Raw genomic sequence first — 15,607 nt, forward strand, 5'->3', positions numbered from 1 at the left:
GATCCGGCTTTCCTGAGAAAACCGGATTTCATCCTCAAAAGGCAAGGGCATAACCGCCAGCAAGCAGGTATAAATAGCTTTCGGACACCTTTTTTCCGACGATCTGCTCAACTGCTTGCCTGTAGAGCCGCATTTGCTCTCCATAGCGATTTGTCATTTCTGTGGTTACCCACTCGGTTTGCTCGGCGGCCACCCTGTCCGTTTTGAAATCAAGCAGTGTCAACCGATCTCCCTCTTCCTCCAGCAGGCAATCGATCACCCCTTGGACGATGATTTGCGCGCCGTCCGCGTGTTCCAGCTCCGGCTCCACCGCCGAAGCAGGGAGAGCCAGGGTAAAGGGCAATTCCCGATGGACGACACCCGCCCGTTTCATCCGCTCGCCCAGCGGCGATGCGAAAAAGTGAACGATTTGCCCGATCTCGACAGCCTGCGCCTGCTCCTCGGTGAGAAAACGGCAGGCCAGAAGCGAAGACAATTGCTCGCGGATATCCTGTTCGTCCAGCGGGCGCTTGAGGTCAAGGCTTTGCATGATCAGGTGGGTCACCGTGCCTCGCTCGGCAGCCGAGAGGGTTTGCGGCCCTTCCTCCAGCAAAAAGCGCGGCTTCTCCACGATGGTCGGCAGATGCAAAGGATACCCTCTGGACACAGCCTGCTCTCTTCGTTTAAGCTCACTGACCGTCCATTTGGTCATAATCTGTGAAGCGGCCTGATGCGGATAGCTCCAGCTTAGACGGCTTTCGATCAGCCCGGCGATCTGCTCATCAAAGGGCCGCTCGGGAACCGGCTCGCGGCGCGTGATCCGCTCCCAGGCAGACTGCTCGCCTGCCAGCTCCTCCGCTTCTTTGGCCAGCTCGTCCGCCCGGTGAAAGGCAAACGACCAGAGAGAATCATCCAAAACGGTCCTCACGCTTACTTCATCGCCGCTTCCCCGCTCTCGCGGATAAGCGCGGAGCGGACCGGCAAGCGGATGGCGGAGCAGCGCTCTTCCGACCCAATCGAGATAGCCTTTGGCCTGGATCAGGTCTTCGTCCAGCAGCCTTTCTCCGTCTCCCTGCCTGCCCCACGAGATGATGCTTTTACTTACATCCTTGGCCGTCCCGACCAGCACCAGCTTTTCTCTGGCCCGGGTCAGCGCGACGTACAACACCCGCATCTCCTCGGCGAGCATCTCCCGCCGGAGCTGCTGGCGAATGCCCATGGCAGCCAGGCTGGGGTAGCGGACCTGCAAGCTCGGCTCTACCGCCATCGGTCCAAAGCCAAGGTCCTTATGCAGCAGAAACTGGCTCTTCAAATCCATCGTATTGAACTGCTTTCCCATCCCCGCGACAAAGACGACGGGGAATTCCAGCCCTTTGCTCTTGTGAATCGTCATGATCCGCACGACATCTTCGTTCTCACCAATCGTGCGGGCTTCTCCCAAATCATTGCCCGCTTCGCGCAGTCTGTCCACAAAACGCAGAAAACGAAACAGCCCTCTGTACGAACCCGCTTCATACTGTCGCGCCCGGTCGTAGAGGATGCGGAGATTGGCCTGCCGCTGCTGGCCGCCCGAAAGAGCAGCCACGTAGTCGAGATAGCCTGTTTCGCGGTAAAGAGCAGCAATCAGCTCGGCCAGCGAATCTCGTCTTGCCCTGGTACGCCACTCTTCCAGGCGAGAGAAGAAACGGCGCAGCCTTTTTTCCCAGTCTGCTTCCCCGGTTTGCTCGGCTGCGTACTGATGGACCGCCTGGAAAAAGGGAATGGCCGGGTAACAGATGCGAATTTGAGCAAGCTGTGGCTCCGTCAGATTGACGATCGGCGACCGAAGCACGGCAGCGAGCGGGATATCCTGGTAGGGATTGTCGATCACCCTGAGCAGGGAGAGCATCACCTCTACCTCTGTCGCACTGAAATAGCCGGCATTTTGCTCGGCATACACCGGAATTCCGGCTGCCCGCAGCTCCTCCATCATCACCTCGCCCCATGCCGAGGTGGCACGAAGCAGGATCACGATATCGCGATAGGCGAGCGGACGCAGGCCTCCCGCCTTTTTATCAAAGACCAGTAGCGGCGCTTCCCCTGCTCCCGGCTCCATCCAGCGGCGAATGCGTCCGGCGATCAATCGCGCTTCCATCTGCGCCGCGCTGGCTTCCTCCAGTGTATCTGCCTCTTCCGCCGGAATTCCTTCGTCTGGTGTAGTCTCTCCATTTGCGGGTGGGGCACTTGCGCTTGCGCCTGCGCCTGCGTTCTCGTCGGACTCTTCCGGCAGATAGCGGTCAATCAGATGCAGCTCCACCTGCAGCCTTCCCGGTTCCACCTCCGGGTAGGACGCCCGGCAAATCAATTCTGCCGACCGGTCGTAGTCGATTTCCCCCACACCCGGGGACATGATCTGCCGGAACAGGAAGTTGACGGCGTCCACCACCTCCCGCCGGCTGCGGAAGTTGGCCGCCAGATCAATCCGTCTTCCCGGCGCCGAAGCCCTCCGTCCATCATGACCGGCCTCCTGCTCAGCGCCTGTATCATAATGCAAATATTTATCCAAAAACAGATTGGGCTCCGCCAGCCGGAACCGGTAAATGCTCTGCTTCACGTCTCCGACCATAAAACGGTTGGCTGTCTCATGCGTGTCCGGTTCCCGCGATACCATCCGCAGGATCGTCTCCTGCACCAGGTTGATATCCTGATACTCGTCGACCAGCACTTCCACATACTGTTCCCGCAGCTGTAGCGCGATTGCCGACGGCCGCTTCTGGGCAGACTCGGCTGCCTCATCGCTGGCAAGCAATCTGAGGGCCAGATGCTCCAAATCGCCGAAATCGACCAGTGAGCGCGCCCGCTTTTGCTGGCTGAAGGCGGCGTCAAATTCGCTCACCAAACGGGCCAGTGTCTCCATCGCCGGGGCCAGATTGCGCAAATCCGCCAAATACTGGTCAGCAGGGGTGGAGAAATGTTGCTCGATCAAATCGCCCAGTGTTTTCTTGATTTCATTGCGCAGCGCCTGCACCTGTTCTTTGAGCGCCGGGTCAGTATCCTTGACCGCTGGCAAACGGGCAAAAGCAACGCTGCGCAGGGCTTGCTCCACGGCTTCCCACCCCTCGCGGCACGCCTCTGCAGCTCGGACAATTCCGGCTGTCTCCGCTTCCAGCAAGGGCTGATAAGCGGCCGGGCCCTCTGGAGAAGAGGCGAGCATGATGGCCCGTTTCCCTTTTCCTGCCAGTCCCTGCAGCTCCAGCTCCAGCGATTTCAAAATACTGCGCGTCCAGGTCAAATGATCGATGCTGGCGTCTGCTGCCGTTGCGAACATGTTTGCCGCTTCCTTCAACCACTGATGCGGGTCGGGATTGCTGCGGGCAAACTCGTAGAGACGCAGCAACAGATTGACCAGCACCTGATCATCCTGCCCGTCCAGCATCAGATCAGCTAATTGCTGAAAGCCGGGGTCCCGCTCGTACCACTCTTCCAGCAGTTCCTCCAAAATGTCCTGACGGAGCAGTTCCCCTTCCATCTGATCGGCGATGCGAAAATCAGGGTCCAGCTCTACGAGGTAGTAGTATTGTCGCAAAAGCCCCAGACAAAAGGAGTGGATTGTGGTAATCGAAGCGCGCTGCAGCAATGCCAGCTGTCTGCGCAAATGGGCGGAGTGCGGCTTGTCTTTGAGCGCCTTGCGCAGGGCATCACTGATCCGGTGACGCATTTCCGCCGCCGCTGCATTGGTGAACGTGACGACCAGGAGCTGATCGACTCCGACAGGATCGCTTTCATCCATAATTCGTCGGATAATCCGCTCGACCAGCACAGATGTTTTCCCCGAGCCTGCAGCCGCAGCCACCAGCAGATTACTGCCTCTGCCGGTGATGGCCTGCCATTGCTCGTCCGTCCATTGCTCAGGCTTGTTCTGCGCTTGTTGTGGTTGCTGTGCTTGCTCCGCCATCACTCATCCCTCCTCCCGTTTGGCAGCTCCCATTTTCAATTTTTCCCCAAACCTCTTTGCTGTTCCATTTCGGAAGCTGCCGCAGCGAATTGGCATCTCCCTCCGGATCGAATTGGCAGACAGCCTGATAAGCGCAGCGCTCGCATGCGGTCAACGTTCCGCTTACATAGGGCGAAATCTGGATGTCCCCATCTGTCATCCGGGTACTCAGTTCCTTTACCGTGTCGCGGACAAACCCTTGCAGTGCCTGAAACTGATCAGCCGTTGCCACGGAGGATCGGGACGACAGGCTGCCGTCCTTTTTCAGTTCAAACGGCAACAGCTCGGAAGCCCCTTGCTCCACTTGGGCGTCCATCATCCGCGCCAGTTCCGGGTCGGCCAGCATCAAGCCTTTCATCCGCAGCTTCTTGGCCCGCTCCTTGGCTGCTTCCTCACTGCTCAGCAGCCGTTTGGCCGTGACAAACGGATCGGCTACCTGGTAGTAAAAGACACCCGCCATTTCGGCCTTTTTGCCCAGCCATTCCTCTGCATGGGTCACCACCACGTCCAGGTAAACCAGCAGTTGCAGATTCAGACCGTTGAAGACATCCGAGAGGACAAGCTGTTTGGGACTTGATTTATAGTCGATCACCCGCAGATAAGGCACCTCGCCATCCAGTGATTGATCGACGCGGTCAATCCGGCCGATAAGCTGCACGTGAACTCCGTTGGTCAAACGCAGGTCCAGCCCCGGCAGTTCGCCTCCCGGACCAAAGGCAATTTCCAGCCCGACCGGAGCGAAGCGGCTACGTTTGGCGTGTTCGCCCAATACATAGATGGCCCTGCCAACGGCTCGTTTTAATTTCCCCGCCAGATAACGGTAGCGGGCGGTCCGGGTGAGAATGCTGCTGCGTGTCGCAGGGACTAGCTCGTCCACTACATCACGAGCGAGCTGCATGCTGTTTTCTTCTGTCAGCCGTCCCCACTCCAGGTTGTCCTCATTCATCTTTTCCACGGCCCGCTTCAGGGAGGCGTGAAACAGCTCGCCGACGTCAAAGCGCTCCAGCTTGTACAGCTGTCGTTCCTTCAGGCGCAGTCCATGCGAGGAAAAATGGGAAAACGGGCAGGTCTGGAACCGCTCCAGTCGGGAGACACTCATCTTCAGCTCTGTCCCGTAGAGCGCCTGGCTGGTATTCTTGTCCAGCAGCGACGGACGGTTGGTGTAGCGAAGGCCGGACAGCAGCCACGCTTCCCTGCCGCTGGATGGGGAATGACGGAGAAACCAGTCGTACACCTCCCACCAGAAAACGGGCAGATTCCCGCTCTGTTTCATCTCCCGCACCAGGGTGAGCAGATGGCGAAAGACGCGACGGGGCGTTCCCAGCAAAAAGAGATCCTCCTCGGCATTTCCGCTCGGCTCATTGTAGAAAAACCGGTACGAGGCATCCGGCAGCACCTCCCTCACACGGGTAAAGACGGAAGAAGGCAAAAGCGCTTTTCCTTCCTCATCGGCGAGGGCGCAGCTCAGATACAGCCGCTCTGATGGCCTGCTCATCGCCTGGTACAGCAGAAACGGCTCGGCCATCAGCCTCTGCTTGGCTGTCGGCGCCAGCTCCAGCCCCAGCTCGGCCAGCCTTTCCCGCTCGGCTTCATCCAGCACCCCGTCTTCTTTCGGCCGCAAAGGGATAACGCCCTCGTTTACCCCCAGCAGAAAGAGTGCTCGCACATCCGGCTGGCGAGAGCGTTCCATCGAGCCGACCAGCACCTGATCCAGCGCTGGCGGAACCAGTCCCAGCTCGATGCTTTCCAAACCGCTGTCCAATACACCGGCAAATGTAGTGAGATCCATCTGTTCTTCGCCCATCACTTCCACGATCTGATCAAAGAGCTTCATCAGCCCGTTCCAGACCTGGCCGTGCATCTGGGCATCCTCCAGCTCACCGGAGCCCTCCGCCTTCTGCTGCCATTTCTCCAGTTTGCCGGGCACGTCGAGATGGACGAGGAAGCGGTAAAGAGCCGTGGTCAATGACCGCACATCCTTGCTCTCGGCCTGACTCAGTTCCAGCTGGAGCTGTAGCAGCGGCGCTGAATAGATTTTCCGCATCACGTCTATCGCCTGATCCTCAGCCGCTTTCTGCTCCCCGCCAAAGCGCCAGGGCTTGTCGTCCATCCAATAGGAGCCAAAAACGCCATGAGCCAGCACGTAATTTTCCAGCAAATCGATGTCCCGCCGGACTCTTTTCAGCAGGCCTCTCTCCGATTCCCCGCTCTGCTCGTCCCGTTCCACGGGTGTAATCAAATCCGTCTTCAGACAGCGAAACACCGCTTCGTAGCGCCATTTTCCCACGACAACTTCCAGCGCAGAACGGATCAGCTCCATCAAGGGATGATGCATCACACTGCGCTTCTGGTCGAGGAAAAAAGGGATGCCGTAATCGGTAAAGACAGTGGACAGCTCGTCCGCATAGGTACCCAGCTCGCGCAGAAGAATCGCCATTTCCCCCCAGCGATACCCTTCCTTGCGGGCCAGCTCAAGGATTTGCAGAGCGACAGCCTCCACCTCGGCCCGCCTGTTTGCAGCCGACAGCAGACTGACTTCATCCGTTCTACCGGAAGCGGGCGGCATTCCCGGATCACCCCAGGCAAAATACTGCTGCTCCAGCTGGCGAAGCCACGGACTGCTTGCAAAGCGGCGCCCTTCCGTCAACAGGATCGGCAACCGTACCTCGACGCCCGCCTCCTTTGCCATTTTCTCCAGGTTCTGATAGGTACGAAGTGTGGGGTGAAACAGTCCCAGTTCATCGGGCGAATCATTCCGTTCAGCCGGATCGAGGCAGAGCGCAATCGTCACCTGTTTGGCATGGATCATCAACTGTTCGATGACGCGCAGCTCCTGGTTGGTAAAGCCGCTGAAACCGTCGATATACACTTCAGCCTGCGCGATGTAGGCAGAATCCTTGACCATTACGGCGATCCGGTTCAGGATGTCGTCGGCATCCCAGTATCCCTGAGCCAGATGCGCCTCGTACGCGTTCATGATCAATCTGAGGTCATGGATTTTCTGATTCAGCGTCCCGCTGCCCCAATCGACATTTTCGGTATGGGTAAAGCTAACCCCGTAGGACTTGCACTCGCTGATCAAGCGGCCCAACTGTGCCGTAAAGCCCGGCTGCGAGGCGGCACGCTTGAAGACCTGCAATTCTTCCCGGTAGCGCTCCAGCATCAGACGCAGCACCATCTGTTTTCCCAACTCGTCGACCGGTACAAGCGTGAGATCCCCCATCTCCTGCAGCAGCCGATGGGCCAGCCGCCCGAAGCTGAGCACCTGGGTGCCGATCACGCCGCCGAGACCGGGAATCGTTGCCAGCGTATACTCCGCCTGAAAGCTGGCCTGCTCGGGAACCAGCAGAATCATCGGCGATCCCAGTGCAGACTGTGTCAGCCGAGACTTTATCTGATTCAAGATGGTTTGTGTCTTGCCGGTCCCTGCACGGCCCAAGACAAATTGTACCGTCATGCGTCCCTCTCCTCATCGTTCATTCGTTTATTCCGTTTCCATGCGTATGACGCTGCCTTCGCCCATCGGCTCAGCCGGAGTGATCACCAGACGGCGCGGCATGCGTACACGGATGTCCGGGACATGGCTGATTACCCCGATCGTAAAATCATCCATGCGCAGCCTCTCCAGCGCGTCCATGACAACCTCCAGCAGCTCTGGATCCAGTGTGCCGAAGCCTTCGTCCAGGAAAAAGAATTCCAGGCGCCCGCCGCGCATCTGAATTTCCATCGACAGCGCGAGCGCCAGCGAAAGCGAGGTGAGAAAGGTCTCTCCGCCGGAGAGCGTGCTGACCGGTCTGCGCATTCCTCCGGCCCCCTCATCGCGCAGGACAAATTCGCCGCCATCGCCGATCTCCAGCGCGTACCGATTTTTGGTCATGCGCATCAGGTGATAGGAGGCATCCCGCGCGATGGAAGACAGCTTTTCCTCGGCGATAAACTGGACGAATGCCTTCCCCTCCAAAAGCTTTTTCAGCTCCTCCAGACGGCTCTGCTCATCCGCTTCTTCATCGAGGCGAGTCTGCAAGGCTACCCATTTTTCGTGATTCTGCTCCACAGCCGTGAATGCTTGACGAGTCACTGCCACCTGTTCCTTGGCTGATTGGTGTCCTGCTTCTGCCTCTTCCCAGGCGAGCTTGGCCGCCTGCCACTCTTCCTCGCTGATCATTCGTCCGTCCAGGGAACGGAGCAGACGCTCTTCCTCAAACCGCAAGCGGGCAAGCTCCGTCTGATACGCCGCAAGCTGTTCCTTTAAGGTTGAAAGCTGATCGCGGCGGCTGTACAATCCGACTGCCTGTTCCACCGTGCCCAAACCACTCTCTGCCAAAGCTTTTTGCAGACTCTCTGCCGCCTCTGAACGCTGTCTCGTCAGATAGGCATACGTTTCCGTCAGTTTGACGACGGTATTTTGCACCTCTTCCCGGATAGTCCCCGTCTGTTTGCGCCGCTCCTCCGCTTCCGCCAAAGACGTGCGCAGCGAGAGCAGGGTTTCTTCTGCTTCCCGCAACTGTTCCTGCGCTGGTTTTCCTCCCGTGCGCTCGTGCCACAGGCTGTGCTTTTGCTCCCAGAGACGTTTGCGCTCGCCGATCCGCTCGCGCAGCAGCGTCTCCTGCGACTGCAGTGCGGTCTGACGCGTGGCGGCCTCCTGGTACGCTGCCAGCCTTTGCTGGTAATGAGCTTCCTTTTGTGTGCGCACTTGCCGCAGGTTTTCCGCATCGCGGTCTCGTTTTCCGATTTCCTGCCAGTGGCCCTCGATCTCCTCGACCGCTATGTCGCCACGCAGATCGCTCAGACGCTGCTTCTCCTGCTTGGACTGCACAAGGGCGGCATCCAGCCGGGTCTGTGCCTCCTGTACTTTTTTCTGAAGCTGTTCTCCGAGAACTGTATACCGCTCCTGCAGACGCTTCTGTTCTGCTTCCCTGTCGCGAAGCTCGTCCACGATTTTTTGCAGGCGTTCCCGTTCCGTACGATACAGCTCCCGCTTTTGTGATTCACGCGTGAGCTGCTGTTCTTCCTCTTGATACCTGCGCAGCAGCTCGTCAATTCCGTTCACAGCCCAGCCTTCACCGCATGCTGCACATGCCAGGTGAATGGCACGAACCCGCTCCTCGATCCCTGTCCGCTCCTGGCGAAGGGCGTTCAGCCGTTCTTCCCGGACGGTATCGGCACTCTTGGCTGCATGCCATTCTTCCACAGCCGTTTTGGCTTTCTGTTCAGCCAGGCGAATCGCCTCGTCCGCCTCGCGCATCCGTTTGCGGATGGTTTCGCTCTCGCTGACCTGCTCTGTGTTATGTACGACTCGGTCCGTATCCTTCTGCTGCAGAGGATGATGCGCTGAACCGCAGACCGGACACGGTTCACCCTCTGTGAGTCGTTCACGCAGCATGCGTGCCATGTTGCTCTCCTGCCACTGCTCCCATTCGGCCCGAAGCTGTTCACGTGCAGTCTGCTGCTCGTGCAAGGCTGCCTCTTCTCTTTTCCTGGACTGCTCACAGGCTTGCAGCCGGGACCATGCCTGCTCTTTATCGTGCGTCGCTTCCTGCCATCTCTTCTCCCAGTCGGCAAGGGCTTTCTCTTGTTCCCGCCACTGTTTCCCCCACTGCTTGATCTGGGATAAAATGTCCAGCTTTTCCTGCCACTCGGCGTCCGTCATCGGCGGGTTGGCATCCAGCTCGGCCAGCTTTTCCCGCGCCTCTGTTAGCTGGGCAGCGCTTTTCTCCCACGCCTGTCTGGTGGCATTCAGCTCGGCAGCAGCCTTTTTCTGCTCGTCCAAGGCTGTGTCCAGGTCGCCAGCCAGCTCCTTGCGCTTCTGCTCCGCCCGCTCCCAGGTCTGCCTGGCTTCCCGCAAACCTGTGATCAATTCCCGCCATTCTGGCTTAACCTGCGCCTTTATCAGCGCTGCGTCCAGCTCCGTCCGTTCTTTTTCCCAGAGCTCCAGGGATTCCTTGTCACGGACAAGCTGTCCCTCGAGTACAGACAGCTCTTCTCCGACCTTCTGCCACTCTTGCTCCCATCTGCTCCATTCCTCGCGCAGCGCTTGCAGTTCTTCTTCCCACTCCGCGGCCTGGATCAATCTGGACTTCCGCTCGATCAAGAGCGGTTCTTCCCTATGCAAAGTGGATTGGCTGTGCAAATAGGCTTCCTCCGCCATCCTGTTGGCAAGCATGGCTTCTTCCTGCTTCTGCTGCCACTGTTTCAAGTCGGCTGCCGTCTCGTACCATTCCCGGTCCAGGCGCTCCGCTTGCTGCACCTGCGGCCACAGCCGGATACTCGCTTCCAGAAGCTGCGACTGCTGCTCCCACACGGCCGCCTCTTCCTGCCACGACAACTGTTCTTCCAGCCGCAGACGGACCTGCTTCAACTCCTCCTGCCAGCGGTACAACTGCTCTGCCTGCCGGACAGACTGCTCCATGCTCTTCCGCTGCTCGGCAAAGCCTTGTGCATGCCGGGAAGCCTCTTCCCATGCCTGCCGGGCTGTTTCCAGCGCTTCCGGTCCTGCTTCCCCGAGAGCCGCCTTTTCCAGCTCCAGCAGATAAATGCGTTCCCGTGTCGCCTCCAATCCCGCACGTACCCGCTCACTCAGCTTTTCTCCATAGATATGTAAATGAAACATGCGCTGGAGCATCTCATTGCGGTCGCTCCCCTTCAGCGTCAAGAAGCGGGAAAATTGCCCCTGCGGCAGTACAACCGCTCTGGTAAAATCCTGCAATGTCAGGCCGATCAAATCCTCGATCGCCGCTGTAGCGGAAGTCGCCTTTGATTCCAGCACGACATCCTCCTCTTCCGCATCGGCTGCGTACTGGATGAGACGCACCTCCGGCTGTTTCCAGTTGCCATTTTTATTTAAGCCAAATTCCCGCTCGATGGTGTAGCGTTTCCGCTCCGCCCCTGACCCCAGCTCAAAGGTGAAGGACACATAGACACGCTGCTCCAGTTGGTTCAGCACTTCTTTGGGATGGCTCGCTCCGCCTGAACGCACCACCTGCCCGTAGAGTGCCAGCGTGATCGCATCGAGGATGGTGGACTTGCCGCTCCCCGTGGGGCCGAAGATTCCAAAGAGGCCGGCTTCACACAGTTTTTCGAAATCGACCACCTGCAGCTCACGGTAGCTGTGCAAGCCGGCCAGCTTCAATTGAATGGGCTTCATTTTCTCTCCTCCCCTTCGCCAGTCTCACTGAGCAGACGCTGAAACAGAGCCACCAGCTTCTCGTCCGGCTGCGCCCCCCGTTTTCGCTCGTAGAAGCGGCGGAAGAGCTGATCCGGCAAAAGCTCGCTCAGCTCCGTCCGCTGCTCGGATATCTGCTCAGCCGACTCCTCCCGCACGACAACACGCTGTATTTTCAAAAAATCATCGCTTAATTTGCGCAATCGCTGAAACTCTGCCGGATCAATCACATCGGAGACGTGCAGCTCCAGATCAATCCAGGCTCCGGCGTCTCTGCCCTCTTCCAGCCATTTTTCCACCTGGGCGATCCCTTCTGTGGCCTTCCATCTGGCTAACGGCCTGCCGCTCGTCAGATAGACAATTTCCTCCTGAGGAGGCTCTCCGGGAATCACCTCCACGATCACAACCGCCTTGCTCTGCCCTGCTTCCGAGAACGAGTATCCGAGCGGAGAGCCGCTGTAGCGGATGAGCGGTTTTTCCCCCAGCTTCTGCAGACGATGCAGGTGTCCGAGGGCCACGTAATCTGCATTTTCAGGGAAGGCGGACGGGGACACGGTCAATGCCCCGCCAATCTGGATCGGGCGCTCCGAATCGCTCTCCCTTCCACCCATCACGAACAGATGGCTGGTCACCAGATTCACCGTATCCTCTCTAAAATGAGCGGAAAGCTCCGCCAGAAGCTCCTTGATCCGCTCCGAAAAGGCGAGCTGCAGCTGCTCCTGGGTAAAGCTATCGCTCAACAGCTCTTTCAGCCGTGCTTCGGAGGGATAAGGCAAAGCCAGAATCACGGCATGATGATCCACCTCCGGGACAGCCAGCTCCATCCAGGACGGTCCTCCCTTTACCACACGCACCCGCTCCGCAGATACGTCATCTACTGAAAGCAGCGGCGCTTCTTTCGGCAGCCCCAACAGAACGATTCCCTGCTTGGTCGCAAGCGGAGCCGCTGCACGAACGCGCTCCGGCTGATCGTGGTTGCCCGCAATCACCACAACTGCGCGCTTCCCTCCGTCAGAGAGCCGTTCCAGGGCAGCGTAAAACAGCTCTTCTGCCCAAGCTGGCGGATTGACCGAATCATAAACGTCCCCTGCAACCAAAACCAGATGGACTTCTTTCTCCTCAACAATGCGGCATAGCTCATCGATAAACTCCGCCTGTTCCTCGCGCCGGTCCCGCCCCTCCAGCTGCCGGCCAAAATGCCAATCGGCTGTATGTAAGATTCGCATGAAACCACCTGCTTCCGATCATGTGTTTGCGTTTATTGTAACACAGATACCCCCGCAATTGCGGAGCCATCCGCAGCCGGCAAAGTTCTCCGGGTCGTGTAACTTTTCCCCAATCTGGACGTCCTATCCAGTAGAATATTGAAAGGAGTACCCGGAATCCATGAAACTTCGCCCTTTCCTTGCCGTTGTCCCGGTACTTATGCTGGGTTGCACGCTCTCATTCTCTGCAAATGCCTCGTCTCCTTTGATCGGCAAAAATCAAGCAGACTCCACCAAGACAAGTACCCCTGCCGCTCCTGCTACTCCCGCCCAAAAAGCACCGGCCCCTGCCAAAAGTCCATTGACCGCCGCCCAGACGGATATCCGTCAGATTCAGTCCTGGATCAACGCCGTCGCTACTACCAAAGTAACAGACGAGCTCCTGAAGGATTTGCGTTTTACGTGGGTACAATTGGACGATGACCCGGAACTGGAGCTGGTCGCCAAGGTAAACAGCAGTGTGCATATCGGGTATTTTTATATTCTGGACCGACGCCCTGATGGCAAATATGCGCTTGTGACCGAGCAGCCGTGGAACGCTCCCCACCTGCAGCTGGATCGCTGGGATTACATGCGGTTTGATCCCCCGGAGTGGTCGACAGTTCCTCCTGAAGACGTAGGCAAAGTGGGAGGAAAACGTCTCTTTGAAACGCTGGACAGAGGAGGCGGAACAGGGATTAGCAGCAATGTCGCACATCTGTGGTATGTGGAGAACGGAAAATTTGTAGAGGCCTGGAAGGGAACGCTGCTGGAAACCGCGTCTATTCCCGGCGGAAAGATGACGCAAACGATTGGTCAATACCAAATCGTGCAGACCGGTCCCGTCCCACTCCTCTACTACTGGAAAACGACGCGCGAACTGGACCCGGAAACGGGCAAACCCGTGTCCTCCCTGCAAACCGAGGTGCATACCTTTACCTTTGACAAAGGCACCTTTTCACCTGCTTCCTCGTCCGCTTCCGGTTCTTCGTCCGCTTCCTCTTCCGCCTCCTCGCCCGCTTTGCCGTCAAATTAGATGCATGCCGGGCTTTTCTGAAGCAGTGTTCTGAACAGAAGAAGGCTTACGCTGGCGGCAAGCCTTGCTGTATATTATGGCGACGGCTCCGCAGAAGCCTGAACATCAAACAAAGCCGCCCTACCGGTTGATTCCGGCAGGCGGCTTCCTTTTTCATGCAAACTCTTTTTTCTTATGAGCGGCGTTTTGTTCTTTCTGGCCCTTTCAATGATTGCAAGCACATGTAACAAATAATTCCGAAGAGGCAGGTGATCACAGCCGAGTGAAAGATGGTGGAGTACAGAGTCAGGCGAGATAAAACCACCCAACCTCCGCTAAGCACCTGAACCACGATCAGAATAAACGCCCAGATTCCGGCAACATACAGGTCACGGCGCTTCTCTTTAAAGTGACGAATCACGTAGACCATCACCATCGCAAGTGCGATAAACAGCACAAGTGCTGCCACCCGGTGCAAAAAGTGAATGCCGGTTTGTCCCGATAGCTGCGGAATGAGCTTGCCCTGACAGAGCGGCCAATCGCTGCAACCCAGGTTGGAGCCGGTGTGTCTGACATACGCTCCCAGGTAAACTACCGCATAGGCGTAAACGGCCACTGCCCAGATCGTTTTGCGGAAGCCGGGAGACACGGTGTCTTTCACCAGACTCTCGACCTTGTCCCGCTGCAGAACGAAGATGCTCAATAGCAAGACCCCGCTAAAAGCCAAGAGGGAAAAGCCAAAATGCAAAGCCATCACACCGGAGGATTGTGGCCAAATCACGGCCGAAGCCCCCAGCAATGACTCCAGGATCAGGAAAAACATGCTAAACATCACGAGTCCGCGTACTTCCCGATTGCGCGGATAACGCCGCCAAGCCATAATCGAGAAAATCAGTACCACGATACCGGTAATTCCGGTGACGAAGCGGTGCATGTATTCGATCATTGATTCCAACGTATATTCGGGTACCCATCTGCCGTTGCAGAGCGGCCAGTCATTTCCGCAGCCCAGAGCTGAATCCGTCTTGGTTACCAGAGACCCTCCGATCATCACAAGGAACGTAATGAAAGTGGATGCGATCGCAAATCGTTTCAGCCATTTATCCATAATTGTTACACCCAACTTCGAAAGAGTACGGTCAAAAAGAGAATTGCTCGTTTTTGCCCCTTCTCCATATTTTATCGTGCACTTGTTCATTTACCCAAGCGGTTTGCTACATCATCACAGTAATAAAACATCCCCTGCCACGCAAGGGATGTTCAGTTGCCATTTGTGATCGTTACGTGTCAAAAATAGTAGAGCATCGCGCTGACCACAATTGCTGCGCAAAAAACAGTCAAATAGAGAATCGAGTATCCAAACAGCTTTCGCGCCCAGGCCAGATCGTCTTTTGTCTGGAATCCCTTGAACAGCAGAACCAGGTAGATCACACCCATCACTGCCATGGTGACGAGGTACAGGTAGCCCGTCTTTCCGTAAAAGAAAAGCAGCAGAGACGCAGGCAGAAGAACAGCTCCCCAGATGAACATCTGCCGTTTTGTTTCCGCAAATCCTTTCACCACCGGCAGCATCGGAATATTGCCTGCGCGGTATTCCTCTGTCTTCAGCATCGCCAGCGCGAGGAAATGTGGCGGCTGCCAGAGGAAGAGAATCAGGAACAGCAGCCATGCAGCCGGGTCCATGTTATTGGTGACCGCTACCCAGCCGATTACCGGGGGAACCGCACCCGATACGCCACCCACCACAGTATTCAAGGTAGTAATTCGCTTCATCGGCGTATAGATCAACACATAAAAGATATGACCGATCAGGCCCCATACAGCAGCCAACGGATTGGCAAAATAAGCGAGAACAAAAAGTCCAAGGAGCAACAGGACAATCCCGAGCAACAGGGCGTTCCGCGGAGAGATCCGGCCAGACGCAATCGCGCGGTCCTGGGTGCGCTTCATTTTCTTGTCGAGATCGCGATCGTAAAAGTTATTCAGGGTTGCGCCCGACATGATAACCAAAGCCGTTCCAAGCATGGTCCACAGGGCAAGCAGCCAATTGGGATGACCAAATGAAGCGAGCCACAGACCAGCGAAAGTGGTCATCAGATTGGACAGCGTAATCCCCGGTTTGGTGACCTGGACATAATCATTCCAAGTGGCCCTTTGTGCTGGTAAGGACTGTACAGCGGAATCATTTTCGATCGATTCCTGCATCGTCACTTGCTGGTCCACGTTTTTACCTC

7 protein-coding genes are annotated in these 15,607 nt (G+C 57.2%); 1 reads left to right on the forward strand and 6 read right to left on the reverse strand.

What is annotated here, in order from left to right; translation table 11 throughout:
* Positions 1 to 34: 34 nt before the first annotated feature.
* The 4 genes from addA to NDK47_RS22780 are packed head-to-tail and all read right to left on the reverse strand — an operon-like array spanning position 35 to position 12,340.
* On the reverse strand, positions 35 to 3,913 hold the full coding sequence (gene addA, locus NDK47_RS22765) for a helicase-exonuclease AddAB subunit AddA (RefSeq protein ID WP_251872023.1): 3,879 nt from the start codon (positions 3,911 to 3,913) through the stop codon (positions 35 to 37).
* Entirely contained in the window at positions 3,867 to 7,409 is a 3,543-nt protein-coding gene (gene addB / locus NDK47_RS22770) for a helicase-exonuclease AddAB subunit AddB (protein ID WP_251872024.1), read from the reverse strand. The genes addA and addB overlap by 47 nt, the downstream gene beginning before the upstream one ends.
* Before the next feature lie 27 nt (positions 7,410 to 7,436).
* The gene (locus NDK47_RS22775; RefSeq protein ID WP_251872025.1) at positions 7,437 to 11,096 is read right to left on the reverse strand and encodes an AAA family ATPase; all 3,660 of its coding nucleotides are present in this window, start codon (positions 11,094 to 11,096) and stop codon (positions 7,437 to 7,439) included.
* Complete coding sequence (locus NDK47_RS22780; RefSeq protein WP_251872026.1) at positions 11,093 to 12,340, reverse strand: exonuclease SbcCD subunit D; 1,248 nt, start codon at positions 12,338 to 12,340, stop codon at positions 11,093 to 11,095. Before NDK47_RS22780 ends, NDK47_RS22775 begins: the two co-directional genes overlap by 4 nt.
* Before the next feature lie 160 nt (positions 12,341 to 12,500).
* On the opposite strand from NDK47_RS22780, the gene NDK47_RS22785 reads away from it, so the two are divergent.
* Positions 12,501 to 13,394 (forward strand): hypothetical protein, encoded by an 894-nt coding sequence (locus NDK47_RS22785; protein WP_251872027.1) that lies wholly within the window; start codon positions 12,501 to 12,503, stop codon positions 13,392 to 13,394.
* A 172-nt stretch (positions 13,395 to 13,566) separates the two neighbouring features.
* On the opposite strand, the gene NDK47_RS22790 is transcribed toward NDK47_RS22785, so the two are convergent.
* Complete coding sequence (locus tag NDK47_RS22790) at positions 13,567 to 14,481, reverse strand: COX15/CtaA family protein (RefSeq protein WP_251872028.1); 915 nt, start codon at positions 14,479 to 14,481, stop codon at positions 13,567 to 13,569.
* Positions 14,482 to 14,660: 179 nt separating this feature from the next.
* Positions 14,661 to 15,596: a heme o synthase gene (cyoE, locus tag NDK47_RS22795; RefSeq protein ID WP_251872029.1), complete on the reverse strand. Its 936-nt coding sequence runs from the start codon at positions 15,594 to 15,596 to the stop codon at positions 14,661 to 14,663.
* Positions 15,597 to 15,607: the final 11 nt, after the last annotated feature.

The organism is Brevibacillus ruminantium (assembly GCF_023746555.1).
Classification (GTDB): Bacteria; Bacillota; Bacilli; order Brevibacillales; family Brevibacillaceae; genus Brevibacillus; species Brevibacillus ruminantium.

Coding starts and splice junctions, on each gene's coding strand:
- NDK47_RS22780 (WP_251872026.1), bottom strand. CDS start 12,340: ATGCGAATCTTACATACAGCCGATTGGCATTTTGGCCGGCAGCTGGAG.
- addB (WP_251872024.1), bottom strand. CDS start 7,409: ATGACGGTACAATTTGTCTTGGGCCGTGCAGGGACCGGCAAGACACAA.
- NDK47_RS22790 (WP_251872028.1), bottom strand. CDS start 14,481: ATGGATAAATGGCTGAAACGATTTGCGATCGCATCCACTTTCATTACG.
- NDK47_RS22775 (WP_251872025.1), bottom strand. CDS start 11,096: ATGAAGCCCATTCAATTGAAGCTGGCCGGCTTGCACAGCTACCGTGAG.
- NDK47_RS22785 (WP_251872027.1), top strand. CDS start 12,501: ATGAAACTTCGCCCTTTCCTTGCCGTTGTCCCGGTACTTATGCTGGGT.
- addA (WP_251872023.1), bottom strand. CDS start 3,913: ATGGCGGAGCAAGCACAGCAACCACAACAAGCGCAGAACAAGCCTGAG.